This window comes from Caenimonas aquaedulcis, from assembly GCF_015831345.1.
Classification (GTDB): Bacteria; Pseudomonadota; Gammaproteobacteria; order Burkholderiales; family Burkholderiaceae_C; genus Ramlibacter; species Ramlibacter aquaedulcis.
This window is the reverse complement of record NZ_JADWYS010000001.1, coordinates 1,156,088-1,181,523: the sequence shown is the minus strand read 5'-3', so window position 1 is coordinate 1,181,523 and position 25,436 is coordinate 1,156,088. Positions and strand designations below refer to the sequence as shown.

Below are 25,436 nucleotides of genomic sequence, written 5' to 3'. Positions count from 1 at the left end.
GCGGCCGTCACCACCCCTTCCGTTTTCCATCTCCCTTCCGATGGCATTGATCGTTCACAAATACGGCGGCACGTCGATGGGCTCCACCGAGCGCATCCGCAACGTCGCCAAGCGGGTCGCCAAGTGGCACCGTGCCGGCCACCAGATGGTGGTCGTGCCCAGCGCCATGAGCGGCGAAACCAATCGCCTGCTCGGCCTCGCCAAGGAACTCTCCCCGGCGCGCGAAACCGATGCGATGGCGCGGGAGCTCGACATGCTGGCCGCCACCGGCGAGCAGGCGTCTTCCGCGCTGCTGGCGATCGCGCTGCAGGCCGAGGGGCTCCCTTCCGTGAGCTATGCGGGCTGGCAGGTGCCGATCAAGACGAACAACGCGTACACCAAGGCGCGCATCGAGTCGATCGACGACAAGAAGGTGCGCGCGGACCTCGCGGCGGGCAAGGTCGTGATCATCACGGGCTTCCAGGGCGTGGACGACCACGGGCACGTGACCACGCTCGGGCGCGGCGGCAGCGATACGTCGGCCGTCGCGGTCGCCGCGGCCATGAAGGCGGCGGAATGCCTCATCTACACCGACGTGGACGGCGTCTACACGACCGACCCGCGCGTGGTGCCGGAGGCGCGGCGCCTCACGAGCATCAGTTTCGAGGAAATGCTGGAGATGGCGTCCATGGGCTCGAAGGTCCTGCAGATCCGCTCCGTGGAATTCGCGGGCAAGTACCGCGTGCCGCTGCGCGTGCTGTCCAGCTTCACGCCCTGGGACATCGCCATTGAAGAAGAAGCCGCCTCCGGCACCCTGATCTCTTTCGAGGAAGACCTGCAAATGGAACAAGCCGTCGTTTCCGGCATCGCGTTCAACCGCGACGAGGCCAAGATTTCCATCCTGAGCGTGCCCGACAAGCCCGGCATCGCCTACAACATCCTGGGCGCCGTCGCCGACGCGAACATCGAGGTCGACGTCATCATCCAGAACATCGCCAAGGACGGCAAGACCGACTTCAGCTTCACGGTGCACCGCAACGACTACGCGCGTACCGTGGACCTCCTGAAGACCAAGGTGCTCCCCGCCCTCGGCACGGACCACATCGAAGGCGACACGCGCATCTGCAAGGTGAGCATCGTGGGCATCGGCATGCGCAGCCACGTGGGCATCGCCGCCAAGATGTTCCGGTCGCTGTCGGAGGAGGGAATCAACATCCAGATGATCTCCACCAGCGAGATCAAGACCTCGGTCGTGATCGACGAAAAGTACATGGAACTGGCAGTCCGCGCCCTGCACCGGGCCTTCGACCTGGACCAGCCGGCCGCCTGAAGAGCTGCCTGATGGGGCATAATCCATCCCACAGGAAACGTGACCGAGTGGCCGAAGGTGCTCCCCTGCTAAGGGAGTATGGGGTGTAGAGCCTCATCGAGGGTTCGAATCCCTCCGTTTCCGCCAAGATGCACCCAAGGAGCCCCGAGAGATCGGGGCTTTTTACATTCCGCCATGCCCAGTCCCGTCACCCTCGTCTTCGCGGCCCTCAGCTTCATCGTCACCTTCACGGTCGCGCGCCTGGTTGCGAAATGGTGGAAGCGCCGCCAGGGAGAGAAGAAGGTGCAGGCGGAAGACAAATCGCAAAGCCGGCAGGTGCGGCGAGCGAAGGCACGGCGCGCCGGCCGCCCATGAAAAAGCCGCCCCGAAGGCGGCCTTCTTGGTGCAGGAAAGCGCTCAGTCCTGCGCGGCGACCGCTTCGCGCATGCGTTCCAGCGCGCTCGGGCCTTCGGCCGCCTTCGCAGACACCGATTCGTGCGTGCGCACGTTGCGTTGGGCCTGTGTCTGCGCCTGCGCCTGCAGGCCATAAGACGCCGCGGTGACTGCCAGGATCATCGGGAGGCGTTGCAGGATCGATGTCGTCCTGTTCTCGTTCATAAAAAAACTCCAATACGTTGCTTGCGGCAAGTATGGAGGCGCAGCATGTCATGGCCGTGACGGGCTTGCTCGCCATTGCGGGTCGGAGATGTCCGACAGCGGGATCAGGCGGGCGCGGGCTTCACCGCGGCCAGCTTCCATGCAGCGAGCTGTCGCACGAGCACCGGCACACCGAGCGCCGCGCCCACGAGCGTCACGACCAGACCCGGCGCGATGAGCAGCATCGCCGAGGCGAGACAGAGCAGCTGCTCCCAGCGTTTCATCTCCACGAGCAGGAACCTGCTCAGCGCCGCAGCGAGCATCACGATGCCGAGCACGCAGCCCACGAAGGTGATCGTGAAGTCGTAGACCGTGAACCCCTTGGCCACGAGCAGGAGCGAGGGCGAAAAGACGAACACGAACGGCACCAGGGCCTTCGCGAGCCCCAGGCGGAACGCCATGTTGCCGGTCTTGAACGGGTCGCTCCCCGCCATGCCCGCGGCCGCGTATGCGGCGAGTGCCACGGGCGGCGTGATGTCCGCGAGCACGCCGTAGTAGAAGACGAAGAAGTGCGCCACCAGCGGCTCCACGCCCAGTTGCACCAGCGTCGGCGCGGCGACCGTGACCATGATGATGTAGGTCGCCGTGGTGGGCACGCCGCATCCCATGAGGATGCAGACGACGCCCGTCATGAGCAGTGCCGCGAAGAGCGTCAGCACGCGCATGTCCACCATGAAGGCCGGGAGGATGGCGGCGACGCCGCCCGCCATGGCCTGCGCCCAGCTCGTGATGATGAAGCTGATCTTGAAGCCGACGCCGGTGAGCGTGACGACGCCGATCACGATGCCCACCGTGGCGGCAGCCGCGCCCACGGCCAGCGCGTACTTCGCGCCGGTTTCGAACGCCTCCACGAGCGCGGCGTGCGAAACGCGGCCGGTGATGCCGGCAAGCTTCCATCCGGCCAGCGCGATCGCGACAGCGACGCCGAAAAGCACCAGCTTGATCGTCTCGGTGTGGGCGCCCAGCTCCGCGAAAGCGATGACGGCCAGGATCACGTGCAACACGACGAACAGGGCCCAGTTGGCGGGCCGGTTGCCCGTGGTGCGCGTCGTGATGCCGACGATGACGCAGGAGGAAATTCCCGTGAACGCCGCGAGGTAGGGCGTGCGCCCCGTCACGATCAGGCCGATCAGCAGGAACAGCGGGATGAGGGTCGGCCAGCGCTGGCGCAGCGACTCCTTCAGCTTCGGCATTTCATCGGCGGTGAGGCCGCGCAGGCCATAGCGCTTCGCCTCGAAATGCACCTGCATGAATACGCCGAAGAAGTGCATGAAGGCGGGGATGATGGCCGCGACGATGATGGTCTGGTAGGAGACGTTGAGGAACTCCACCATCAGGAAGGCGGCCGCGCCGAGCACCGGCGGCGTGATCTGCCCGCCGGTGGAAGACGCCGCTTCCACTGCCGCCGCGAATTCCCGCCGGTAGCCGACGCGGATCATCGCGGGGATCGTGAGCGAGCCGACCGTCACCGCGTTCGCCACCGACGAACCCGAGAGCATGCCGAACATCGCGGAGCCGAAGACACTCACCTTGGCCGGGCCGCCGGCGTAACGGCCCGCGATGCTGGAGGCGATGTCCAGGAACAGTTGCCCCAACCCCACCCGCGTTGCCATCACGCCGAACAGCACGAAGTGGAAGACGTAGGTCGCCACCACGCCCACCGCCACGCCGTAGATGCCCTGGCTGGTGAGGTACTGGTGGTTGATCATCTGGCTCCAGCTCGCGCCCGCGTGCTTGAGCAGCCCGGGGAAGTACGGGCCCGCCAGCGCGTACACGGTGAAGCCGATCGCGATCATCGGCAGCGGCCAGCCCATGGATCGGCGCGTGGCTTCCAGCAGCAGCACGAAGAGGATCGTGCCGAACACCACGTCGATCGTGTCGGGGTTACCGATGCGGAAGGCGAGGTCGTTGAAAACCCAGGGGATGTAGAGCACGCTCACCGCGATGGCGATGGCGAACATCCAGTCCATCAGCGGCACGCCGCCGATGAAATTGAATCCGCGCCGGGGAGGCTGGTCGTTGTCGTCCTTGCTGGCGGCGAAGACCAGGAAGATCAAGCCCAGCACGAACGCGAGGTGCACCCCGCGGTGCGTGGTCTCAGGCAGCAGGCCGAAGCCGGCCGTGTAGTAATGGAAGCACGACAGCGCGATCAGCAGCCACCGGACGATCTGGCGCGCCGGCGTGGCCGTCGGCCGGAATCGCATCTCCGGATCGAATTTTTCCTCGAGCTCCTGGAGTTTGCCCGGGTCCAGCGTGGCGGCCGTGTCGCTCATGAATCGCGCTTACTTCAGCAGCCCGGCTTCCTTGTAGAACCGCTCGGCGCCCGGGTGGAACGGAATGCCCACGCCCTGCACCGCATTCTCCTTGGTGATGAACTTGCCCTTGGCGTGGCCGGCGGCCAGCGTCTTCTGCGTGGAGTCCATGAACATCGCCTTGGTGACCTGGTAGACGGTTTCGGTGTCGACCTTGGCGCTGGTGACGAGCTGCGCACCGACCGCGAGCGTCTGCACCGCGGGGACGTCCTTGTAGGTGTTGGCCGCGATGTTGTCGACCGCGAAGTACGGGTTGGCTTTGCGCAGGCCGTCGGCTTGCGGACCGGTGAGCGGCACGAGCTCGATGCCCGCGCCGCTGGAGGCGAGCTCGGTGATCGCGCCCGCCGGTGCGCCTCCCACGAAGAAGAAAGCGTCGAGCGCACCGTCGCGCATCTTGTCGCCGGCCTGGTTGGGCTTGATGTACTCGGGTTTGATGTCCGTTTCCTTCACGCCATAGGCGGCCAGCACCATGCGGGCGTTGATCAGCGTGCCGGAGCCGGGTTCGTCGAGCGCGACGCGCTTGCCCTTGAGGTCCGCCACCGTTTTAATGCCGGAGCCCTTCTTCACGACGAGATGGATGCTCTCGGGGTAGAGGTTGGCGATCATGCGCAGGTCGGTGATCTTCGGCTTGCCCTCGAAGGCGCCGGTGCCGGTGTAGGCCCAGGTGGCGACGTCCGACTGGGACATGCCCGCTTCCATCGCGCCGCCGGCGACGGCGGTCACGTTGGCGAGCGATCCGTTGCTGGCCTGGGCGGTGGCCACGAGCTTGCCGGGCTGCGACACGGCGTTGGCGATCATGCCGCCCACCGGGTAGTAGGTGCCGGCGGTGCCGCCGGTCCCGATGCGGAAGAATTGCTGGGCGTGCAGGGGGCTGCTGAGGGCGGCTGCGGCGACGAGGGCGCTCGCGAGGAACTTGAACTTCATGGGGTACTCCTGTGGGACGTGACGCGGCAGTACATCACGGGAGCCCGTGCGTCTTGCCTAGTGAAAGCCCCAAGCACCCAACGTGCCAGCCCGCTCAATCGTCCGGCTTGTCGTCCACCGACGCGCTCCAGCGGTCGCCCCAGCCGCGCTGCACCTGGTCGAGGTCGCGGCGTCCGCGCTTCGTGGGGCGCCCCTGCTCGATCGAGTGCGCGGGCTCCGGGGCGATGCGCCGCTGCTCGGCCGCCCGCTCGCGCGCGGCGACGCTGTCGGCGGTTTCCTCATAGAGCTGTTGGGCGGTGGGCGCCGGGCCGCGCGTGCCCGACAGCCCCTTGACCGTCACGGTGCGGCTCACGTTGCCGTGGCGCAGCGCCACCGTGTCGCCGACCTTCACTTCGCGCGCCGGCTTCACCTCCGCGCCATTGACTTCGACGCGGCCCTTGACGATTTCCTCGCTGGCGAGCGTGCGCGTCTTGTAGAAGCGCGCCGCCCACAACCATTTGTCGATTCGCAATCTGTCCATCACGCGGGATTTTGCGCCAGCGGCAGCCGCACGGTGGCGTCCAGGCCTTCGATGCGGCCATGTGTTTCACGATTTTCGAGTTGTACCGTCCCGCCGAGCGCCCGCACGATCTCGCTGCAAATCGCCAGGCCTAGCCCGGATCCGCTGCGGACATTGCCCGGCGAGAAGGGCTGGAACAGTCGCGCGCGCAGCTCAGCCGGGATGCCCGGCCCGCTGTCGGAGATGGTCAATGCCGAGCTGTTGGCGTCCGCGACGACCCGCACGGCGAGCGGCCGGCCCGGCGGCGAGTGCTTGATCGCGTTGTGCAGCAGGTTGCGCGTGAGCTCGCGCAGCATCCATTCGTGGCAGCGCATCGGCGCGGGCGTGGTGTGGATCTCGAAGTCGAGGTCCTTGTCGGCGATCAGCGGAGAGAGCTCCAACGCCACGGAGCGAACGATCTCCGCGAAGTCGTTGAGCGATTCGTCGGGCTGCTGCCGCAGCTGCTCGACCTTGGCGAGCGACAGCATCTGGTTGGCGAGCGTCGTGGCGCGGTCCACGGTTTCGTTGATCTCCGTGAGCGCCTGGCGCGGCTCGATGTCGCCGTGCAGCGCGGACTGCACCTGCGTCTTCAGCACCGCGAGCGGCGTGCGCAGCTGGTGGGCGGTGTCGCGCACGAAGCGTTTCTGGTTCTCCAGCAGGTGCGAGAGCCGCGACATCACCTGGTTGGTCGCGTGCACCAGGGGCAGCAGCTCGCGGGGCGCGTCCGGCGCCTCGATCGGCGTCAGGTCGCCCTCGGGCCGCTGCTCCATCTGCGCGCTCAGGCGGCGCACCGGGCGGGTCGCGCGCTGCACGACGAGCACCGCGACCGCCGCGATGACCGCGACCAGCACCGCCTGCCGCCACAGCGTATCGACCAGGATCTTGCGGGTGAGCGTGTGGCGCAGCTCGAGCGTCTCGGCCACCTGGATCACCGCCATGCCGCGGCCGTCCTGGCCGGCGACGGGCTGCAGCAGCACCGCCACGCGCACCGGCTCGCCGCGGAACACGTCGTCATAGAAGTCCACCAGCGCCGCATAGGTGTTGTGCGTGGGGAGGGTGCCCCGCCAGAACGGCAGCTCGTCGAAGCCCGACACGATCCGCCCGTCGCGCGTGGACACCCGGTAGAACATGCGGCTCTGGTTGTCCGCCTCGAAGGCCTCCAGCGCGGCATAGGGGACCGTCACGCGAAGCTGCGCCGCTTCGTCGAACCCGTGCACTTCCAGCAGTTCCCCGATGGATTTGGTGGAGGCGAGCAAGGTCCGGTCGTAGGCCGTGTTCACCGCCTGCAGCGTCTGGTGGTAGAGGCTGAACGCATTCACCAGGATGAACAGGCCGACGGGCACGAGGATGCCCAGCAGCAGGTTGCGGCGGAGCGACCGGCGCCGGCTCGTCTCGCTCATCCCTGGGCCTTGAGGAGGTAGCCCAGGCCGCGCAGGGTCATCAGCGTGGTGCCCGTGCCCGCGAGCTTCTTGCGCAGGCGGTAGACGACGACTTCGACGGCTTCGTAGTGGACATCGGCCTCGCCGGGAAAGACCAGTTCGAACAATCGCTCCTTGCTCACCGCGTGGCCGGGCTTGGCCATCAGCGCCTGCATGAGCGCCAGCTCGCGCGGCGTGAGTTCCAGTACATCCTTGCCGAGGTAGATCGCGCCGCTGCTGCGCTCCCAGCGCAGCGCGCCGAGCTGCATCGATCCCTCGGGCGTGGCGGCGGGCGCGCGCCGCAGCAGGGCCCGCAGCCTGGCCTCGAGCTCGTCGAGGTCGAAGGGCTTGGCGAGATAGTCGTCCGCTCCGCTGTTCAGGCCGATCACGCGGTCGCCCACCGTTCCCCGCGCTGTGAGGATGAGCACGGGAGTGCGGGAGCCCGCCTTGCGCGCCGACTCCAGCACGTCCAGGCCGTCCATGCCCGGCAGGGTGAGGTCGAGCAGCACCACGTCGGGCGCGGCCGCGGACCAGCGCTGCAGCGCTTCGCGTCCGTCGCCGCAGGCGGTGACCTCGAAGCCGCGGCGCCCGAGCGCGCGCTGCAGGGTGGCCTGCATGGAAGGGTCGTCCTCGACCAGGAGCAATTTCATCGGTGCGCCGAGGTTAGCCGAGCGCTGCCGCCAGTGCCCGGTCAGTACTTTCCCCAATGCCGCGGACAGCCGAATGACAGCGAGTCAGCGCATGATTCCCGGTGTTGTCAAAAACCAAGGAGACGTGATGCGTCGCGATATGTTCCTCAAGTCGATGGCCGCGCTCGCGGCTGCCGGCGCCCTGCCGTTGTCCGCCCGCGCGGCCAACACCATCAAGATGATGATTCCTGCCAACCCGGGCGGCGGCTGGGACACCACCGGGCGCGCGCTCGGCAAGGCGATGCTGGAGGCCAAGAGCGCCGACAGCGTGGTCTACGAGAACAAGGGCGGCGCCGCCGGCGCGCTGGGCCTCGCGCAGTTCGTCCCCGGCTCCAAGGGCGACCCGAACGCGATGATGGTCATGGGCGCCGTCATGCTAGGCGGCATCATCACCGGCAAGCCGCCGGTGGACCTGAAGACCTGCACGCCGATCGCGCGCCTCACGAGCGAATACAACGTGTTCGTGCTGCCGGCCAACTCGCCCTTCAAGACGATGGCCGACGTGGTCGCGCAGCTCAAGAAGGACCCGGGCAGCGTCAAGTGGGGCGGCGGCTCGCGCGGCTCCACCGAGCACATTGCCGCGGCGATGATTGCCCAGCGCGTCGGCGCGGACCCGTCCAAGATCAACTATGTCGCGTTCCGCGGCGGCGGCGAGGCCACGGCGGCCATCCTGGGCGGCAACGTCACGGTGGGCGGCAGCGGCTACAGCGAGTTCGCGGAGTACATCAAGGCCGGCAAGATGCGCGCGATCGCCGTCACCTCGGCGCAGCGCCTGAAGGGCATCGACGTGCCGACGCTCAAGGAGCAGGGCATCGACGTGGAGATCGGCAACTGGCGCGGTGTCTACGGCGCCCCCGGGATCACCGCCGAGCAGCGCAAGCACCTGACCGACGCCGTGCTGGCCGCGCTCAAGACCAAGTCCTGGCAGGAATCGCTCGAGAAGAACGACTGGACGCCGGCGGTCATGACAGGCCCCGCGTTCGACAAGTTCGTGGACGACGAATTCGCCAGCTTGCGCGCTACGATGGTGAAGTCCGGAATGATCTGATCCCCGGGGCCTCCACCCCACGCGACGCCCGGACCGAGTGCCGGGCGTTTTTCTGTAACCCCTGGAAAGCAGGACTGCGATGACAACTCCAACACCCCAAGCAGTACGCCTTCAGACGCTGGTCGGCGCGGGCATCCTCCTGATCGGCCTGGCCCTCGCGGGCGGCGCGATCTCCATTCCTTCGGCCGCCGGCTACGGCGGCATCGGCCCCAACTTCCTGCCGTGGCTGGTGGCGGGCGTGCTCGCCCTCTGCGGCGTCATGATCATTCGCGAGGCGCGCACAGGCGGCTTTCGCAACATGGCCGAGCCTTCCGGCGCGCCCCAGGGCGACTGGGTGGCCTTCGCATGGGTGTCCGCCGGGCTGCTCGCCAATGCGGCGCTCATCACCACGATCGGCTTCATCCTGAGTTGCGCGCTGTGCTACATGCTGGCGGTGCAGGGCCTGCGCCGCGCGGCCGGGCAGGACGCCGGGCGTCCGCGCACGCTGCTCATCGACCTGGGGACCGGCCTCGCGATTTCGGCGCCGGTGTTCTGGGCCTTCACGCAATTCCTGGCCATCAACCTGCCGGGCCTCACTTCCACCGGCTGGATCTGACATGGACATCCTCAATGCACTGATGCACGGGTTCGCCACGGCGATCACGCCCGTCAACCTGCTCTGGGCCCTGGTGGGCTGCGTCCTCGGCACGGCCGTGGGCGTGCTGCCGGGCATCGGCCCCGCCGTCGCCGTCGCGATGCTGCTGCCCATCACCGCGAAGGTCGACGTCACGGCCTCGATGATTTTCTTCGCGGGCATCTACTACGGCGCGATGTACGGCGGCTCGACCACCTCCATCCTGCTGAACACGCCGGGGGAAACCGCGAGCATGGTGACCGCGCTGGAGGGCAACAAGATGGCCAAGAGCGGGCGCGCGGGCGCGGCGCTCGCCACGTCGGCCATCGGCTCGTTCGTCGCCGGCACCATCGCCACCATCATCGTCACGCTCTTCGCGCCGTACGTCGCGGAGTTCGCGGTCAAGCTGGGCCCGCCGGAATACTTCCTGCTCATGGTCCTCGCGTTCACCACCGTGAGTGCCGTGCTCGGCGCGAGCGCGCTGCGCGGCATGACCTCGCTGTTCATCGGGCTGGCCGTGGGCCTCGTCGGGCTCGACCAGATTTCAGGCCAGGCGCGCTACACGCTCGGTGTGCCCGAACTGCTGGACGGCATCGAGATCGTGCTGGTGGCGGTGGGCCTGTTCGCCGTCGCGGAAGTGCTGTACGCGGCCTTGTACGAAGGACGGGTGGCGGAGACGCAGAACAAGATGAGCAAGGTCTACATGACCAAGCTCGACTGGAAGCGATCCATCCCGGCATGGCTGCGCGGCACCGCGATCGGCGCGCCCTTCGGCTGCATCCCCGCGGGCGGCACCGAGATCCCGACCTTCCTGAGTTACGCCGTCGAGAAGAAGCTCGCGAAGGGCGAGCACAAGGCGGAGTTCGGAACGAAGGGCGCGATCGAGGGCGTGGCGGCCCCGGAAGCCGCGAACAACGCCACGGTCACCACCGCGCTCATTCCGCTGCTGACGCTGGGCATCCCGACCTCCAACACCACCGCGATCCTGCTGGGCGCCTTCCAGAACTACGGCATCCAGCCCGGCCCGCAGCTCTTCACGACCTCCGCGGCGCTGGTCTGGGCGTTGATCGCATCGCTCTACATCGGCAACGTCATGCTGCTGATCCTCAACCTGCCGATGGTGGGCCTGTGGGTGAAGCTGCTGAAGATCCCCAAGCCGCAGCTCTACGCCGGCATCCTGATCTTCGCGACGGTGGGTGCCTACGGCATGCGCCAGAGCGCGTTCGACCTGGTGCTGCTCTATGGCATCGGCCTCATCGGCATCCTGATGCGGCGCTTCGACTTCCCGACCGCGCCCGTGGTGGTGGGGATGATCCTCGGGCCGCTCGCCGAAGCGCAGATGCGCAACGCGGTGTCCATCGGGGAGGGCAGCGGCATGATCTTCCTGCAGCGGCCGATGTCCGTCACGCTGATCGTGCTGATCCTTGCCGTGCTGATCGTGCCGCGCGTCGCGAAGGCGCGGGCCGAGCGCGCCGCGAAGGCGCTGCTCGAGTAACCGCGGGTCAGACCATCCCGGACAGGTACATGATCGCGCGCAGGCTGGAGAATTCGTATTCCACGAATTCGTCGAATTCCCGGCCCGTGAGCAGGGCAGGGGTCCAGCCGTTCTTGGCCAGGGCCTCGGTCCACGACTTCGTTTTCGTGGCGGCGATCACGGCCTGGGTCAGCGCGTCGCGTTCCGCGGCCGAGATGCCCGGGGCGCCGTAGATGCCGCGCCAGTTGCCCAGCACCACGTCGTAGCCCTGTTCCTTCATCGTCGGGATGGCGATGCCGGGCAGGCGCTTTTGCGAGGTGACGGCGATCGGGCGCATCTTGCCGGCTTCGATGTACTCCGCGAATTCGCTGTAGCCGCTGCCGCCCACGGTGACGTTGTTGCCCAGAATCGCGGCGACCGCCTCGCCGCCGCCCCGGAAGGCGACGTAGTTCACTTTCTTCGGATCGACGCCGATGCCGCGTGCCAGCATGCACGCCGCGATGTGCTCGGTCGAGCCGCGCGAGCCGCCGCCCCATTTCACGCTGCCCGGGTCCTTCTTCAACTGCGCGACGACGTCCTTCATGGTTTTGAAGGGCGAGGCGGCCGGCACGACGAAGACGTTGTATTCGCTCGTGAGCCGCGCGATCGGCGTGCACTGCGACAGCTGAACGGGCGGCTTGCCCGTGATGATGCCGCCCAGCATCACTGCGCCCATCATCATGGCGGCGTGGGGGTCGCCCTTCGCCGCATTGACGAACTGCGCGAGCCCGATGATGCCGGCGGCGCCGCCCTTGTTGTCGTACTGGACCGAGTCGAATGCCTTCGAATCGACCAGCGAGCGGCCGAAGGCGCGGCCCGTGGTGTCCCAGCCGCCGCCGGGGTTGGCGGGAATCATCATCTTCAGCACGGGCGCGGCGCGGGCCGCCGAGGGCAGCGCACCGGCCGCGGCCAGCGCGGCGATGGACTTCAGGAATTCATTTCGACGCATAGGAGTCTCCTCACGATAAAAAAACTGGTGGAGGACCATGGTCGTGCCGCCGACTGTCGATCCCCTGTCAACGGGCCCGGCGAAGATCGGGACAAACCCGCATCCGCGGCGGCACCCGCACGGTAGGATCGCCCGATGACCGCATCGACACCCGCGCACAGCCTGCCCCTGGACGGCCAGGGCATCCTGGAGCTCGCCGCGCGTTCGATGTTCCACCTGTTCTCCGACATCAGCCAGGGCATGTTCCTCGTGGACCGCACCGGGCGCATCGTCTGGCTGAACGAAGGCTACAAGCGCTTCCTGCCGGCGCTCGGCTTCTCGTCGGTCGATCAGTTCCTGGGCCACATGGTGGAAGACGTCGTCCCCAACACGCAGATGCGCCGCGTGCTCGACACGGGCAAGCCCGTGCTCATCGACCTGCTCACGAACCGCGCGGGCACCTTCGTGGTGAGCCGCATTCCGCTGCGCGACGACAAGAGCGGGGAGTTGATCGGCGCGATCGGCATCGTCCTGTTCGACCATCCGGAGACGACGCTCCAACCGCTGATCCACAAGTTCGCGAACCTGCAGCGCGACCTGGACGATGCGCGCCGCGAGCTCGCGACGCAGCGGCGCAACAAGTACACGCTCGCGAGCTTCGTCGGCGGCAGCGCGGCCGCCGTGGAGGTCAAGCGACAGGCGCGGCGGGCCGCCTTGTCCTCCAGCCCCGTGCTGCTGCTCGGCGAAACCGGCACCGGCAAGGAACTGCTCGCGCATGCGATCCACGCGGCCTCGGCGCGCGCCGCGGGCCCGCTGATCAGCGTGAACATCGCCGCGGTGCCCGACACACTGCTCGAGGCCGAGTTCTTCGGCGTGGCACCGGGCGCGTTCACCGGCGCGGATCGCAAGGGGCGCGATGGCAAGTTCAAGCTGGCCGATGGCGGGACGCTGTTCCTCGACGAGATCGGCGACATGCCGCCCAGCCTGCAGCCCAAGCTCCTGCGCGCGCTGCAGGAAGGCGAGATCGAGCCGCTGGGCTCGAACAAGCTGATCCCCTTCGATGCGCGCGTCATCGCCGCAACCTCGCGCGACCTTGCCACGCTGGTGCGCGAAGGCAAATTCCGCGAAGACCTGTTCTATCGCCTGAACGTGCTGCCGATCCGCGTGCCCGCGCTGCGCGAGCGCCGCACCGACATTCCCGCGCTGGTGGAGGTGCTCACGGAGGACATGGCCCTGCGCAGCGGAACGGCGCCGCCCGAAGTCGGGCCGGATGCGCTCGCCTTGCTGGCCGCGCAGAACTGGCGCGGGAACATCCGCGAATTGCGAAATGTGCTGGAGCAGGCCGCGATGCGCAGCGACTCCCAGCGCATCGACGTCGCCGATCTGGAGGAGGTGTTGCGTGAATCCGGCGTCCGCAGGATCGCGCCGCCGCTGCAGCTCGCCGAGCCCGCGGAGCGCTCGCCCGCGTCCGTGCTGAGGCCCCTCGCGCAGCAGGTGGCGGAGCTCGAGCGGCAGGCGATCGCGTCGGCAATGGCTGCGACTGGAAACAACAAGCTCGCGGCCGCCAAGCTGCTCGGGATCTCGCGCGCCAAGCTCTATGAGCGGCTGGATCAGATGTCCGAATTTCAGGCAGTGTCTTGAAATCAGGCAGAATCGGTTGTCTGAATTTCAGGCAAACTAGCGTGAGGGTTCGAAAAAACCCTTGTAAATCAACGCGCCCCACTTTGGCACGGCTCATGCATTGGGTTGGTGCCAGTTTTGCAGTTCAACAATAAGGAGACAACGATGCACCGTCGCACCTGGGTGGCTTTGGCCGCGCTTGCCGCATCCGCTTTCGCACTTCCCCAAGCCTTCGGCCAAGGCAAGGAAATCAGGATCGCCCACATCTACAGCCGCACCGGCCCGCTCGAGGCCTACGGCAAGCAGACCGCCACCGGCCTGATGATGGGGCTCGAATACGCCACCGGCGGCACCATGACCGTCAACGGCCGCAAGATCACCGTGATCGAGAAGGACGACCAGGGCAAGCCCGACCTCGGCAAGTCGCTGCTGGCGGCTTCCTACGGCGACGACAAGGTCGACCTCGCCATCGGCCCGACGTCCTCCGGCGTCGCGCTCGCGATGCTGCCGGTCGCCGAGGAATACAAGAAGATCCTGCTGGTCGAGCCCGCCGTGGCCGATTCGATCACCGGCGAGAAGTGGAACAAGTACATCTTCCGCACCGGCCGCAGCAGCTCGCAGGACGCGATCTCCAACGCCGTGACCGTGGACCAGCCCGGTACCGCCATCGCGACGCTGGCCCAGGACTACGCCTTCGGCCGCGACGGCGTGAAGGCGTTCAAGGATGCGATCAAGAAGTCCAAGGTCGTCCACGAGGAATACCTGCCGCAGAACACGACGGACTTCACCGCCGGCGTGCAGCGCATCATCGACAGGATGAAGAACGAGCCCGGCCGCAAGGTGATCTTCGTGATCTGGGCCGGCGCCGTGCCGCCGTTCGCCAAGCTCGCGGACATGGACCTGAAGAAGCGCTACAACATCGAGGTGGCGACGGGCGGCAACATCCTGCCGGCCATGGTGCCGTACAACAACTTCCCGGGCATGGAAGGCGCGAGCTACTACTACTTCGGCTTCTCCAAGAACCAGGCGAACCTCTGGCTCGTCACCAACCACTACACGCGCTTCAAGAGCCCGCCGGACTTCTTCACGGCCGGCGGCTTCTCGGCCGCGATGGCGCTGGTGGCCGCGCTCAAGAAGACCAATGGCGACACGGGCACGGACAAGCTGATCTCGGCCATGGAAGGCATGAGCTTCGACACGCCCAAGGGCACGATGACCTTCCGCAAGGAAGACCACCAGGCGATGCAGTCGATGTACCACTTCCGCGTGGCCCCGGGCGCGCGCCCCGGCGCGATGCCCGACCTTCACCTGGTGAAGGAAATCAAGCCGTCCGACATGGACGTGCCGATCCGCAACAAGCGCTAGGCGCGAGCCGCTTCCATAGGGGCGGCCGCCCCTCTTTTTGTTTCGTCGACTCGAGGACCCCCGGAGACAAGGGGGACGGATTGTTTTTGCCAACTTTCCAGAACATGAGCCTGCTTGCCACCAAGGACCTGACCATCCGCTTCGGCGGCCACGTGGCGGTCAACGCCGTGACCTGCGCTTTCGAGCCGGGGACGCTGACCGCCATCGTGGGCCCGAACGGCGCGGGAAAGACCACCTATTTCAACCTCATCTCCGGCCAGCTCAAGGCGAGCGCGGGGCAGGTCACGCTCGACGGGCGCGACCTATCCGGCCTGTCGCCCTCGCAGCGCACGCGCGCGGGGCTCGGCCGGGCGTTCCAGCTCACCAACCTGTTCCCGCGTCTCTCCGTGCTGGAGAACGTGCGGCTCGCCGTGCAGGCGGCGCGCGATGGCGCGCACCGCCGGGGCTTGAACCTGTGGAGCATCTGGAGCGACCACCGCGCGCTGATGCAGCGCGCGGACGAGGTGTTGAACGAGGTGAACATGGCGGACAAGGAAAATGAGCTGGTTGCGAACCTGCCGCACGGCGACCAGCGCAAGCTGGAAGTCGCGCTGCTCATGGCGCTGGAGTCGAAGGTGTTCATGTTCGACGAGCCGACCGCGGGCATGAACGCGGCGGAAGCGCCCGTCATCCTGAACCTGATCCGCAAGTTGAAGCAGGACCCGACCAAGACCATCCTGCTGGTGGAGCACAAGATGGACGTCGTGCGCGAGCTCGCCGACCGCATCATCGTGCTGCACAACGGCACGCTCGTGGCGGACGGCGACCCGGCGACAGTGATCGCATCGCCCATCGTGCAGGAAGCCTACCTGGGCATCGCGAAGGAGGCGGCATGAGCAAGGACCTCCTCACGCTGAAGGGCGTGCACACGCACATCGGGGCGTACCACATCCTGCACGGCGTGGACCTTACGGTCCCGCGCGGCCAGCTCACCATGCTGCTGGGCCGCAACGGCGCCGGCAAGACGACGACGCTGCGCACCATCATGGGCCTGTGGAAGGCGTCGCAGGGGCGCATCGAATTCAACGGCACGGACATCACGGCGCTCGCGACGCCGCAGATCGCGTCGATGAACGTCGCCTACGTGCCGGAGAACATGGGTATCTTCTCCGACCTCACGGTGAGGGAGAACATGCTGCTCGCGGCCCGTGGCGCGAAGCATGCCGGGCAGATGGACGATACGCGGCTGAAGTGGATCTTTTCCCTCTTCCCCGCGGTCGAGAAGTTCTGGAACCATCCGGCCGGCAAGCTGTCGGGCGGTCAAAAGCAGATGCTGGCGGTCTCCCGCGCGATCGTCGAGCCGCGCGAGCTCCTGATCGTCGACGAGCCGAGCAAGGGCCTCGCGCCCGCGATCATCAACAACATGATCGATGCGTTCGCGCAGCTCAAGGCGAGCGGCGTGACGATCCTGCTGGTGGAGCAGAACATCAATTTCGCGAAGCGCCTGGGCGACACGGTCGCGGTGATGGACAACGGTGTCGTCGTTCATTCGGGCTCGATGAAGGAGCTCGCCGAAGACGAGAACTTGCAGCACTCGCTGCTGGGGCTGGCGATATGAACAAGTTCGATTTCGACTGGAAGCCGATGGCGCTCGTGCCGCTGCTGGCGATCCTCGTGTTTCCCTTCATCGGCTCGGGCTCGACCTGGGTCACCCTGACCGTCGCGGGGCTCGCGATGGGGATGATCATCTTCATCATCGCCTCGGGCCTCACGCTGGTGTTCGGCCTGATGGACGTGCTGAATTTCGGCCACGGCGTGTTCATTGCGCTCGGTGCATTCGTCGCAACGAGTGTCCTCGGCTCGATGGGCGACTACACCTCGTCAGAAAGCCTCTGGATGAACATGCTCGCCGTCCTGCCCGCGATGGTGGTGGCGATGCTCGTCGCGGGCGCCGTCGGCCTGGCCTTCGAACGCTTCATCGTGCGGCCCGTCTACGGCAACCACCTCAAGCAGATCCTCATCACCATGGGCGGGATGATCATCGGCGAGGAGCTGATCAAGGTCATCTGGGGCCCGCTGCAGATCCCGCTGCCGCTGCCCGAAGGCATGCGCGGCACGCTGCTGCTCGGCGATGCGGGCATCGAGAAGTACCGCCTGATCGCGGTGGTCGTCGGGGCCCTGGTGTTCTCCGTGCTGCTGTGGGTGCTGACCCGCACCAAGATCGGCCTGTTGATCCGCGCCGGCGTGCAGGACCGCGAGATGGTCGAATCGCTCGGCTACCGCATCAAGGTCCTCTTCATCGGCGTGTTCGTCGTGGGCAGCGCGCTCGCGGGGCTCGGCGGCGTCATGTGGGGGCTGTACCAGCAGAACGTGACGCCGCAGATGGGCGCGCAGGTCAACGTGCTGATCTTCATCGTGCTCATCATCGGCGGGCTCGGCTCGACGACCGGTGCGCTGATCGGCGCGCTGCTGGTGGGACTCATGGCGAACTACACGGGCTTCCTCGTGCCGAAGGCGGCGCTCTTCTCCAACATCGCGTTGATGATGGCCATCCTGCTGTGGCGCCCGCAGGGCGTCTACGCGTTGAGCAAGTGAGGGGGACGAACATGCTCGCTCGAATCCTCTCCAACGACTACCCGCGCAACCGCGTGCTGGCCGTGCTGCTCGTCGCCATCCTGCTGGCGCTGGCGTTCACGCCCTTCATCTTCCCGGGCGTGAAGGCGCTGAACGTGGCCGCGAAGGTGCTGGTCTTCGTCGTGCTGGTCGCCAGCTTCGACCTGCTGCTCGGCTATACCGGCATCGTGAGCTTCGCGCACACGATGTTCTTCGGCATCGGCGCCTACGGCGTCGCCATCGCCTCCACCCGCATGGGGCCGGGCTGGTCCGCCATCGTCGTGGGTGTCGTCGTCGCGCTGGCGCTCTCCTTCGTGCTGGCGCTCGCAGTCGGGCTGTTTTCGCTGCGCGTGCGCGCGATCTTCTTTTCGATGATCACGCTCGCCGTCGCGTCGGCCTTCCAGACGCTCGCATCGCAGCTCTCGGACATCACCGGCGGCGAGGACGGCCTCACGTTCAAGATGCCGGAAGTGCTCTCGCCGGGCTTCCAGTGGTCCGAAACGCCTTTCCTGGGCGCCTCGCTGGACGGACGGCTGATCTGCTACTACCTGCTGTTCGCGCTCTCGCTGCTGTTGCTGCTGGCGCTGCTGCGAATCGTCAACTCCCCCTTCGGCCGCGTGCTGCAGGCCATCCGCGAGAACGAGTTCCGCGCGGAGGCGATCGGTTATCGCGTGGTCGTCTACCGCACGATGTCGAGCATCCTGTCGGCGCTTTTCGCGACGCTCGCGGGCGCGATGCTCGCGATCTGGCTGCGCTACAACGGGCCCGAGACCTCGCTGTCCTTCGAGATCATGCTGGATGTCCTGCTCATCGTCGTCATCGGCGGCATGGGGACGATCTACGGCGCGGCGATCGGCGCGGCGCTGTTCCTCGTCGCGCAAAGCTACCTGCAGGATCTGCTCAAGCTCGCGAGCGATGCGGCCTCCGGCCTGCCCTGGCTGTCGGCACTGCTGTCGCCGGACCGCTGGCTGCTGTGGCTCGGCCTGCTGTTCGTCCTGTCGGTTTACTACTTTCCCACGGGAATCGTCGGGCGGCTGCGCGCGATGCGCGCCTCCGCCTGACGCCGGATTCGATGTCACAACCAGGAGACAAGCCTTGAAGAAGACCACCAAGCTCAACCGCGCGACGACGCGCATTGCATCCGTTTCTGCACTGAGTGCCGCGGCCCTGGTGGCCTGCGGAGGCGGAGGAGGGGATTCGGCCGGGAACGTCCTGCCGGAAGGGGTGACGCCGGTGTCCGTCACGACCTACTCGGCCACGACCGTGGGCAGTGGGGCCACCGCCGCGACGCAGGACCTGCTCACGGGCGGCATTGGCAAGACCGGCCTGGGTGCGGCAGCGGCGCCGGCGTATGCGGATGCCGCGAACCCGACGGCGCTGGAACTGCGCCGCAATGCGCTGTATTCCAACTACCGCGGCATCCTCGACGCCAGCGCGGGCGGCGGATACGGCACGTTCTACGGCCCCAATGTCACGGTGACCGGCGCGGTCACGACAGGCGAAGGTCTGATCCCCGGCCGTGAATACGTTGCCGTGCTCGACGACGGCACCGGCCGCAAGCGCGTCACGATGGCCGTGCAGGTGCCCGACAGCTTCGACATCGCCAACCCCTGCATCGTGCTCGGCCCGTCCTCCGGCTCGCGCGGCGTCTACGGCGCGATCGGCACCGCCGGCGAGTGGGGCCTGAAGCACGGCTGTGCCGTCGCGCTCACCGACGCGGGCAAGGGCATGGGCCTGTACGACATGACCGACGATACGGTCAACAGGATCGACGGCACGCGCGCCACGCGCGCCGCGGCCGGCTCGCTCAGCCACTTCGCCGCGAACATCACGGATGCGGCAAGGGCCGCGTACAACGCGCTCTTCCCGAACCGCCTCGCGCTCAAGCAGGTGCATTCGCAGATGAACCCCGAGAAGGATTGGGGCACCGACACGCTGGCGGCGGCGAAGTACGCGCTCTACGTGCTGAACGACCGCTACGGCACGGCCGAAATCCCCGTTCGGTTCAGCGCGGCGAACACCCTCGTGATCGCCGGCTCGGCGTCCAACGGCGGCGCCGCGGTGATCCATGCGGCGGAGCAGGACACCACGGGCTTGATCGACGGCGTGGTCGCAACCGAACCCGTCACCGAGATGCCGACGGCCGCCGGTTACGGCATCCAGTTCAACGGCGTGGCCGTGACCGGCTACGGCCGCACGCTTGCCGACTACGTGACCTACGGCAACCTGTACCAGCCCTGCGCCGCGCTGGCTGCGCCCGCGGCGCTGACGGAGACGGGCTCGTTCTTCAACTACATGGGCTTTGCGGGGATGACGGCGCGTGCCACCGCGCGATGCGATGGGCTGGCCGCCAAGGGATTGGTCAGCGGTGCCGATACGGCCGCGCGATCGCTCGATGCGCTGAACAAGCTGCGCAATTTCGGCTGGACGCCGGACAACGACCAGATGCACAACGCGCACTACGGCCTCGGCAACGGGCCGATCCTCGCGGCGATGTACCCGGTGATGTACGGCAAGTTCTCCGTGACGGACAACGTGTGCAACACGAGCTTCGCCCAGGTCGACGCGACGGGCAACGTGATCGCGCCCCTCGCCACCAAGGCATTGAGCTTCGCCACCGGGAACGGCACGGCCAACGGCGCCCCGGCCAGCGTGGTCTACAACAACGCCGTCGGCGGCGCCAAGGCCTGGCAGTTCGCGGTGTCCCCGTCCACCGGCGTCGCGGATTTCGGCCTGGACAATGCCTTGTGCCAGCGTGCCCTGGTGACCGGCACCGATCCCGTCACCGGCGCTGCACTCACCGCGTCTTCCACGCCGACCGCGGCGCAGAGCGCGGCCGTCCAGGCAGGCATCGCCGAGGTGCTGCTGAACGGCAACATGCGCGGCAAGCCGGCGATCATCGTCGCGGGACGCAGCGATGCGCTGGTGCCGGTCAACAACAACGCCCGGGCCTACACCGCCTACAACCGCGTCGTCGAGGGGGCCGCATCGAAGTTGCGCTACATCGAGGTGACGAACGCCCAGCATTTCGACACGTTCAATTCGCTACCGGGCTGGGACACGCGTTTCGTGTCGTTGCACCCGTACTTCAACCAGGCGATGGATGCGATGTACGCCAACCTGAAGAACGGCGCGCCGCTGCCAGCCAGCCAGGTCGTGCATACGTCGCCGCGTGGCGGAACGAACGGCGCTGCGCCCGCAGCCACGGCGGCCAACCTGCCTCCGATCAGCGCGTCGCCGGCGGCGGCCAACCAGATCGGGTTCAGCGGCACGTCGCTGGCCGTCCCCAACTGAGCCGAGCTGCCCGTGGTGCCCTACGAATCACGCTACGCGACTTGCGCAGGACGCGAAATCCATTTCACGGAGTGGGGCGCCCGGAACGGCCCCACGGTCATCGCATGGCACGGCCTGGCACGTACGGGCCGCGACATGGACGAACTCGCGGCGCACCTGTCGAGCCGCTATCGCGTGATTTGTCCGGACACGATCGGGCGCGGCCTGAGCCAGTGGAGCGCCGATCCGCACAACGAGTACCGGCTCTCGTTCTACACGCGCATCGCCGCGGAATTGCTGGATCGCCTGGGCATCGGGGAAGCCCATTGGGTGGGCACCTCGATGGGCGGCGCGATCGGCACGGTGGCGGCGGGAGGCTTGGCGGAGCCGGGGCTGAAAACGCGCATCAAGAGCCTGGTGCTGAACGACAACGCGCCGCGGCTGGCCGATGCGGCCGTGGCGCGCATCCGGGCCTATGCCGGCAATCCGCCGGCCTTCGACACCGTCCTGGAACTGGAAGCGTTCTACCGGCAGGTCTACAAGCCATTCGGCTGGCTGAGCGATTCGCAGTGGCGGCGGCTGGCCGAGACATCCACCCGCCGCTTGCCCGATGGCCGTGTGACGCCGCATTACGACCCGCAGATGGTGCGGCAGTTCACGGACCATCCGAACGACTACGACTTGTGGACGCACTACGACGCGATCGACATCCCCGTGTTGTGCCTGCGCGGCGAGGACTCGGACCTGGTGCTGCGCGATGCGACCGAGGAGATGATGCGGCGCGGGCCGGGGAGCAAGGGTCTGGCGCGTGTCGTGGAGATCGCCGGGTGCGGTCACGCGCCGGCGCTGAACGTCCCCGAACAACTCGACCTGGTGACCGCGTTCATCGACGGGCACGAGGCCGCAGCGCGAGCGCCCGCCCCGAAAGTGGCTAGTGCGATGCGCCCCTAGCGAGCGCCAGCGTCCTCGATCGTTCCAGCGCTTCCTTGTCCGGCGTCTCGCGTGTCGGCCATCCCGCCAGGTGGCGTTCGGCCACCCCCGCCAGCGCGGCGACGCCGCCCTGGTCGTCGTTGAGGCACGGGATATAGCGAAACTCCTTGCCGCCGGCCTGCAGGAACGTGTGCCGGCCCTCCATCGCGATCTCCTCCAGCGTCTCCAGGCAGTCGGACGTGAAGCCGGGGCAGATCACGTCGATGCGCGCACCCTTCTTGCCGAGCGTCCGCAGTGTTGCGTCGGTGTAGGGCTCGAGCCATTTCGCCTTGCCGAAGCGCGACTGGAAGCTCACCGTGAAATCCTGCTGCGCGAGTCCCAGTTTGCCGGCGACCAAGCGCGCCGTCTTGTAGCACTCGCAGTGGTAGGGGTCGCCGAGATGGAGCGCGCGCTCGGGCACGCCGTGGAAACTCATCACGAGCTGCTCCGGGCGGCCGTTGGCGCGCCAGAACAGTTCGAGCTTGCGCGCGAGGGCCGCGATGTAGCCCTCGTCGTTGTGATAGCGATTGACGAACCGGATCTCCGGCAGGTGGCGGATGCGGGAGGACCACTGCGTCACGGCATCGACGATGCTGGCGGTCGTCGTGCCCGAGTACTGCGGATACGCAGGCAGGACGAGGATGCGTGTCGCGCCCTCGGCCTTCAGCGCGTCGAGTTGAGAGGCGATCGAGGGCGATCCGTAGCGCATCGCATGGCGCACCATGACGCGGTGCCCGTTCTCGCCCAGCTTGCCCTGCAGCAACTTGGCCTGCTTCTCGGTCCAGACGCGCAGCGGCGAGCCGTCGGAAGTCCAGATGCTGGCGTACTTGGCCGCGGACTTGCCCGAGCGCAAGGGCAGGATCACGCCGTGGAGCAGGGGCAGCCACAACGCCCGCGGAATCTCCACCACGCGGGGATCCGACAGGAATTCGGCGAGATATCGGCGCACCGCCGGTGCCGTCGGCTCGTCCGGCGTGCCCAGGTTGCAGTAGAGGATGCCGGTTGTCGGCGCCGTGCCATGCGTGAAGTCGGGTTCGGGCCGGAATGAAATTGCCATTGCGCTATTCTCGACGACATGTTGGATCTGCAAAGAATCAAGGCGATTTCGCTGGACCTGGACGACACGCTGTGGCCGATCCTGCCGACGATCGAGCGGGCCGAGAAGATGCTGCACGACTGGATGGTGGACCACGCCCCCATGACGGCGGCGCTCTTCTCCAGCCCGTCCGCCCTGCGCGAGATCCGCGACCATATGGCCGCGAACCGTCCCGACCTCAAGAACGACCTGAGCGCCGTGCGCCGCGAGTCGATCCGCCTCGCGCTCTACCGCGCCGGTGAAAACCCGCTGCTCGCCGAGCAGGCCTTCGAGGTGTTCTTCGCGGCACGACAGCGCGTCACGCTCTTCGACGACGCGCTGCCGGCGCTCGCGTATCTCGCCGAGCGCTTCCCGCTGGTCACCATCTCCAACGGCAATGCCGACGTGGGCCGCGTGGGCCTGGGCGCCTATTTCCGCGCGACGATTTCCGCGCGCGAATTCGGTGTCGGCAAGCCCGACCCGCGCATCTTCCATGCGGCGGCAGGCGCGCTGGAGCTGACGACGGACAGCATCCTGCACATCGGCGACGACGCCACGCTCGACGTGCTGGGCTCCATCAACGCGGGCATGCAGGCCGCCTGGGTGAACCGATCGGACCATCTCTGGCCGCATGAGCAGCAGCCGCACCTCACGCTCAGCAACCTCACCGAGCTGTGCGAGCTGTTCAAGGCCCAGGCGTAGGAGGCCTACATCCGGCCCAGTGCCTGCACTTTCCACGCCAGCCAGAGCTTGCGCAGCGGCGTCAGGCTCACGCGCTGGTGCAGGACCTTGAAGTCGTCGCTCTCGATCTCGCGCAGCAGGGTGCGGTAGATGCTGGCCATCATCAGCCCGGGCTTCTGGTTCTGCCGATCCGCGGGCGGCAGCAGCGCGAGCGCCTCGTCGTAGAGCGCATGCGCGCGTTGCGCCTGGAAGCGCATGAGCGCGGTGAAGCGGTCGGAGTAGGTGCGCGAAAGAAACTCGTGCGCCTTCACGTCGAACTGCTGCAGCTCACTCACGGGCAGGTAGATGCGGCCGCGCATCGCGTCCTCCCCGACGTCGCGGATGATGTTGGTGAGCTGGAACGCCAGGCCCAGCTTGTGCGCGTAGGCCGTGGTGGCCGGGTCGGTCTGCCCGAAAATGCGCGCCGCGACCTCGCCCACCACGCCGGCCACCAGGTGGCAATACCGCTCCAGCGCGGCGAAGTCCAGGTAGCGCGTCTGCTCCAGGTCCATCCGGCAACCTTCGATGACCGCGTGCAATAGCCGCTCCTCGATGCCGAATTCAGCCGCGCACGGCATCAGCGCCTGCATCGCCGGGTGGCTCGGCTCGCCGCGGAAAGACTTCGCGACTTCGGCCTGCCACCATGCCAGCTTGGTTTGCGCCACGCCCAGGTCGGTGACCTCGTCGACGACGTCGTCCACTTCGCGGCAGAACGCATAGAAGGCGGTGATGGCCGCGCGGCGTGGCTTGGGCAGGAACAGGAAGGCGTAATAGAAGCTGCTTCCGGAGGCCGCGGCCTTCTCCTGGACGTACTGTTGCGGTGTCATTGCGACCGATTGTCCCATCGGCGCGCTCACGCCGATGCCGCGCCGTCCTCGAACATGCGGCGCAGCGGGCCGCGGCTCGCGAAGGTCACGGCGATGCGCAGCAACAGGGAGCGGACTTGCGAGCGGGGCACCTTGACCGGGCGGCTGTCCGTACTCGCCCGCTGCTCGAGGAGGGCGAGCGTGCGGATGCCGATGAGGGCGGGCAGCGCCGTTGCGGCGCGCACGCGCCGGCTGTGCACGGCGTCGGCATACCGGCTGCCTTGGGCAAGCCCGGTGTGGGCGTGTTCGAGCCACTTCCTGCGGACGGCAGGTATCCCCAGCGCCGCCACTTCGTCGGCCGGCAGGTAGCAGCGGCCTGCGGCTGCATCGGCCTCGGCATCGCGCAGGATGTTCACGAGCTGGAGGGCCTGGCCGTACCGGCGGCCGAGGTTGCGCATCTCGTCCAGGGGCAACGCCGCGAAGTGGGGCAGGTGGCGATCGCACAGGGCGGTCCAGAACTCCCCCACGCAGCCGGCCACGAGGTAGGTGTACTCGTCGAGCTCGGCCGCGTTCGCGAGCGACACGATCCGGCCGGGGTCGGCAAAGCGCTGCACATCGAGCGCCTGGCCCCGCGTGATGTGCCGGAGCACCGCCCGGACATCGGCCCTGTCGTCCGCATCCAGTGCGGACAACGCGTCCAGGCACGCGGGCAGGGCGAGGATCAAGGCGCGTTCGTCGGCGTCGGACTGCATCGGCGCGAAGGATTCAGCGATCTGCCGGACTTCACGCCCGGGGTCGGCCAGATCGCCGCTCACGGCGGCCGCCCAGGCAGAGAGTTTGGTGCCGCGCTCGGCGGCGGGAACCTGCGACGTGTCGGCTAGCGTGTCCGCCGCGCGTGCGAGCAGGTAGGCCACCGCGACCGGAGCTCGCACGGCCCGCGGAAGCAGGCGGATCGACAGGTCGAACGATCGCGAAACGGACCGCAGCAGTCGCGCCAGATCGGGCGATGAAGGGGCGGCGGGGGGCGTTTCTGCGTCCATGGAACTGCACGGGATTGTCGCTTGACAAGGCTCGGCAATTACCCTAGA

24 protein-coding genes and 1 tRNA gene are annotated in these 25,436 nt (G+C 67.4%); 15 read left to right on the top strand and 10 right to left on the bottom strand.

From position 1 onward, the window contains the following. Positions 1-40: 40 nt before the first annotated feature. From I5803_RS05640 to I5803_RS05630, 3 genes are all read left to right on the top strand, one after another. Positions 41-1,309, top strand: a complete 1,269-nt coding sequence (locus tag I5803_RS05640) for an aspartate kinase (RefSeq protein ID WP_196985411.1) — start codon at positions 41-43, stop codon at positions 1,307-1,309. A gap of 33 nt (positions 1,310-1,342) precedes the next feature. Then, positions 1,343-1,435: transfer RNA gene (locus I5803_RS05635), tRNA-Ser, on the top strand. Between the two features lie 48 nt (positions 1,436-1,483). Beyond that, on the top strand, positions 1,484-1,663 hold the full coding sequence (locus I5803_RS05630; RefSeq protein ID WP_196985410.1) for a hypothetical protein: 180 nt from the start codon (positions 1,484-1,486) through the stop codon (positions 1,661-1,663). 42 nt (positions 1,664-1,705) lie between these two features. Here I5803_RS05630 and I5803_RS05625 read toward each other — a convergent pair whose 3' ends face one another. The 6 genes from I5803_RS05625 to I5803_RS05600 form a co-directional block, all read right to left on the bottom strand. Then, positions 1,706-1,906 (bottom strand): hypothetical protein, encoded by a 201-nt coding sequence (locus tag I5803_RS05625; RefSeq protein ID WP_196985409.1) that lies wholly within the window; start codon positions 1,904-1,906, stop codon positions 1,706-1,708. Positions 1,907-2,010: 104 nt separating this feature from the next. Next, the gene (locus tag I5803_RS05620) at positions 2,011-4,218 is read right to left on the bottom strand and encodes a TRAP transporter permease (protein ID WP_196985408.1); all 2,208 of its coding nucleotides are present in this window, start codon (positions 4,216-4,218) and stop codon (positions 2,011-2,013) included. A gap of 9 nt (positions 4,219-4,227) precedes the next feature. Then, on the bottom strand, positions 4,228-5,181 hold the full coding sequence (locus I5803_RS05615; protein ID WP_196985407.1) for a TAXI family TRAP transporter solute-binding subunit: 954 nt from the start codon (positions 5,179-5,181) through the stop codon (positions 4,228-4,230). 94 nt (positions 5,182-5,275) lie between these two features. Then, on the bottom strand, positions 5,276-5,701 hold the full coding sequence (locus tag I5803_RS05610; RefSeq protein ID WP_196985406.1) for an RNA-binding S4 domain-containing protein: 426 nt from the start codon (positions 5,699-5,701) through the stop codon (positions 5,276-5,278). Further along, positions 5,701-7,119 carry a sensor histidine kinase gene (locus I5803_RS05605; protein ID WP_196985405.1) on the bottom strand — a complete coding sequence of 473 codons (1,419 nt, stop codon included), beginning with the start codon at positions 7,117-7,119 and terminating at the stop codon, positions 5,701-5,703. Before I5803_RS05605 ends, I5803_RS05610 begins: the two co-directional genes overlap by 1 nt. Next, positions 7,116-7,787 carry a response regulator transcription factor gene (locus I5803_RS05600; protein ID WP_196985404.1) on the bottom strand — a complete coding sequence of 224 codons (672 nt, stop codon included), beginning with the start codon at positions 7,785-7,787 and terminating at the stop codon, positions 7,116-7,118. Before I5803_RS05600 ends, I5803_RS05605 begins: the two co-directional genes overlap by 4 nt. A 127-nt stretch (positions 7,788-7,914) precedes the next feature. On the opposite strand from I5803_RS05600, the gene I5803_RS05595 reads away from it, so the two are divergent. The 3 genes from I5803_RS05595 to I5803_RS05585 all read left to right on the top strand — a co-directional run bounded on the left by I5803_RS05595 (position 7,915) and on the right by I5803_RS05585 (position 10,982). Continuing rightward, positions 7,915-8,874: a Bug family tripartite tricarboxylate transporter substrate binding protein gene (locus I5803_RS05595; protein WP_196985403.1), complete on the top strand. Its 960-nt coding sequence runs from the start codon at positions 7,915-7,917 to the stop codon at positions 8,872-8,874. A 79-nt stretch (positions 8,875-8,953) separates the two neighbouring features. Next, the gene (locus I5803_RS05590; protein WP_196985402.1) at positions 8,954-9,469 is read left to right on the top strand and encodes a tripartite tricarboxylate transporter TctB family protein; all 516 of its coding nucleotides are present in this window, start codon (positions 8,954-8,956) and stop codon (positions 9,467-9,469) included. A 1-nt stretch (position 9,470) separates the two neighbouring features. Continuing rightward, entirely contained in the window at positions 9,471-10,982 is a 1,512-nt protein-coding gene (locus I5803_RS05585; RefSeq protein ID WP_196985401.1) for a tripartite tricarboxylate transporter permease, read from the top strand. 7 nt (positions 10,983-10,989) lie between these two features. Here the strand turns inward: I5803_RS05585 and I5803_RS05580 are convergent, their stop codons facing one another. Further along, the gene (locus tag I5803_RS05580; protein ID WP_196985400.1) at positions 10,990-11,949 is read right to left on the bottom strand and encodes a tripartite tricarboxylate transporter substrate binding protein; all 960 of its coding nucleotides are present in this window, start codon (positions 11,947-11,949) and stop codon (positions 10,990-10,992) included. 135 nt (positions 11,950-12,084) lie between these two features. On the opposite strand from I5803_RS05580, the gene I5803_RS05575 reads away from it, so the two are divergent. From I5803_RS05575 to I5803_RS05540, 8 genes are all read left to right on the top strand, one after another. After that, entirely contained in the window at positions 12,085-13,569 is a 1,485-nt protein-coding gene (locus tag I5803_RS05575; RefSeq protein ID WP_196985399.1) for a sigma-54 interaction domain-containing protein, read from the top strand. 144 nt (positions 13,570-13,713) lie between these two features. Continuing rightward, complete coding sequence (locus tag I5803_RS05570; protein ID WP_196985398.1) at positions 13,714-14,913, top strand: substrate-binding domain-containing protein; 1,200 nt, start codon at positions 13,714-13,716, stop codon at positions 14,911-14,913. 104 nt (positions 14,914-15,017) lie between these two features. Continuing rightward, positions 15,018-15,788, top strand: coding sequence for an ABC transporter ATP-binding protein (locus I5803_RS05565; RefSeq protein ID WP_196985397.1), 771 nt, complete (start codon positions 15,018-15,020; stop codon positions 15,786-15,788). Then, positions 15,785-16,510 (top strand): ABC transporter ATP-binding protein, encoded by a 726-nt coding sequence (locus I5803_RS05560; RefSeq protein WP_196985396.1) that lies wholly within the window; start codon positions 15,785-15,787, stop codon positions 16,508-16,510. The genes I5803_RS05565 and I5803_RS05560 overlap by 4 nt, the downstream gene beginning before the upstream one ends. Beyond that, positions 16,507-17,487 carry a branched-chain amino acid ABC transporter permease gene (locus I5803_RS05555; RefSeq protein ID WP_196985395.1) on the top strand — a complete coding sequence of 327 codons (981 nt, stop codon included), beginning with the start codon at positions 16,507-16,509 and terminating at the stop codon, positions 17,485-17,487. Before I5803_RS05560 ends, I5803_RS05555 begins: the two co-directional genes overlap by 4 nt. Before the next feature lie 11 nt (positions 17,488-17,498). Next, positions 17,499-18,566: a branched-chain amino acid ABC transporter permease gene (locus I5803_RS05550; protein ID WP_196985394.1), complete on the top strand. Its 1,068-nt coding sequence runs from the start codon at positions 17,499-17,501 to the stop codon at positions 18,564-18,566. Between the two features lie 34 nt (positions 18,567-18,600). Continuing rightward, a complete protein-coding gene (locus I5803_RS05545; RefSeq protein WP_196985393.1) occupies positions 18,601-20,799 on the top strand; it encodes a 3-hydroxybutyrate oligomer hydrolase family protein in 2,199 nt (732 codons plus the stop codon). 15 nt (positions 20,800-20,814) lie between these two features. After that, a complete protein-coding gene (locus tag I5803_RS05540) occupies positions 20,815-21,729 on the top strand; it encodes an alpha/beta fold hydrolase (RefSeq protein WP_196985392.1) in 915 nt (304 codons plus the stop codon). Here I5803_RS05540 and hemH read toward each other — a convergent pair. After that, entirely contained in the window at positions 21,710-22,804 is a 1,095-nt protein-coding gene (gene hemH / locus I5803_RS05535) for a ferrochelatase (protein WP_196985391.1), read from the bottom strand. The two genes, I5803_RS05540 and hemH, sit on opposite strands and share 20 nt — an antisense overlap. A gap of 18 nt (positions 22,805-22,822) precedes the next feature. Between hemH and I5803_RS05530 the strand changes: the two genes are divergently transcribed. Further along, entirely contained in the window at positions 22,823-23,524 is a 702-nt protein-coding gene (locus I5803_RS05530) for an HAD family hydrolase (RefSeq protein WP_196985390.1), read from the top strand. Positions 23,525-23,529: 5 nt separating this feature from the next. Here I5803_RS05530 and hpnD read toward each other — a convergent pair whose 3' ends face one another. Both hpnD and I5803_RS05520 read right to left on the bottom strand, forming a co-directional pair. After that, on the bottom strand, positions 23,530-24,369 hold the full coding sequence (hpnD, locus tag I5803_RS05525) for a presqualene diphosphate synthase HpnD (RefSeq protein WP_196985389.1): 840 nt from the start codon (positions 24,367-24,369) through the stop codon (positions 23,530-23,532). Between the two features lie 26 nt (positions 24,370-24,395). After that, positions 24,396-25,388 (bottom strand): phytoene/squalene synthase family protein, encoded by a 993-nt coding sequence (locus tag I5803_RS05520; protein WP_196985388.1) that lies wholly within the window; start codon positions 25,386-25,388, stop codon positions 24,396-24,398. Positions 25,389-25,436: the final 48 nt, after the last annotated feature.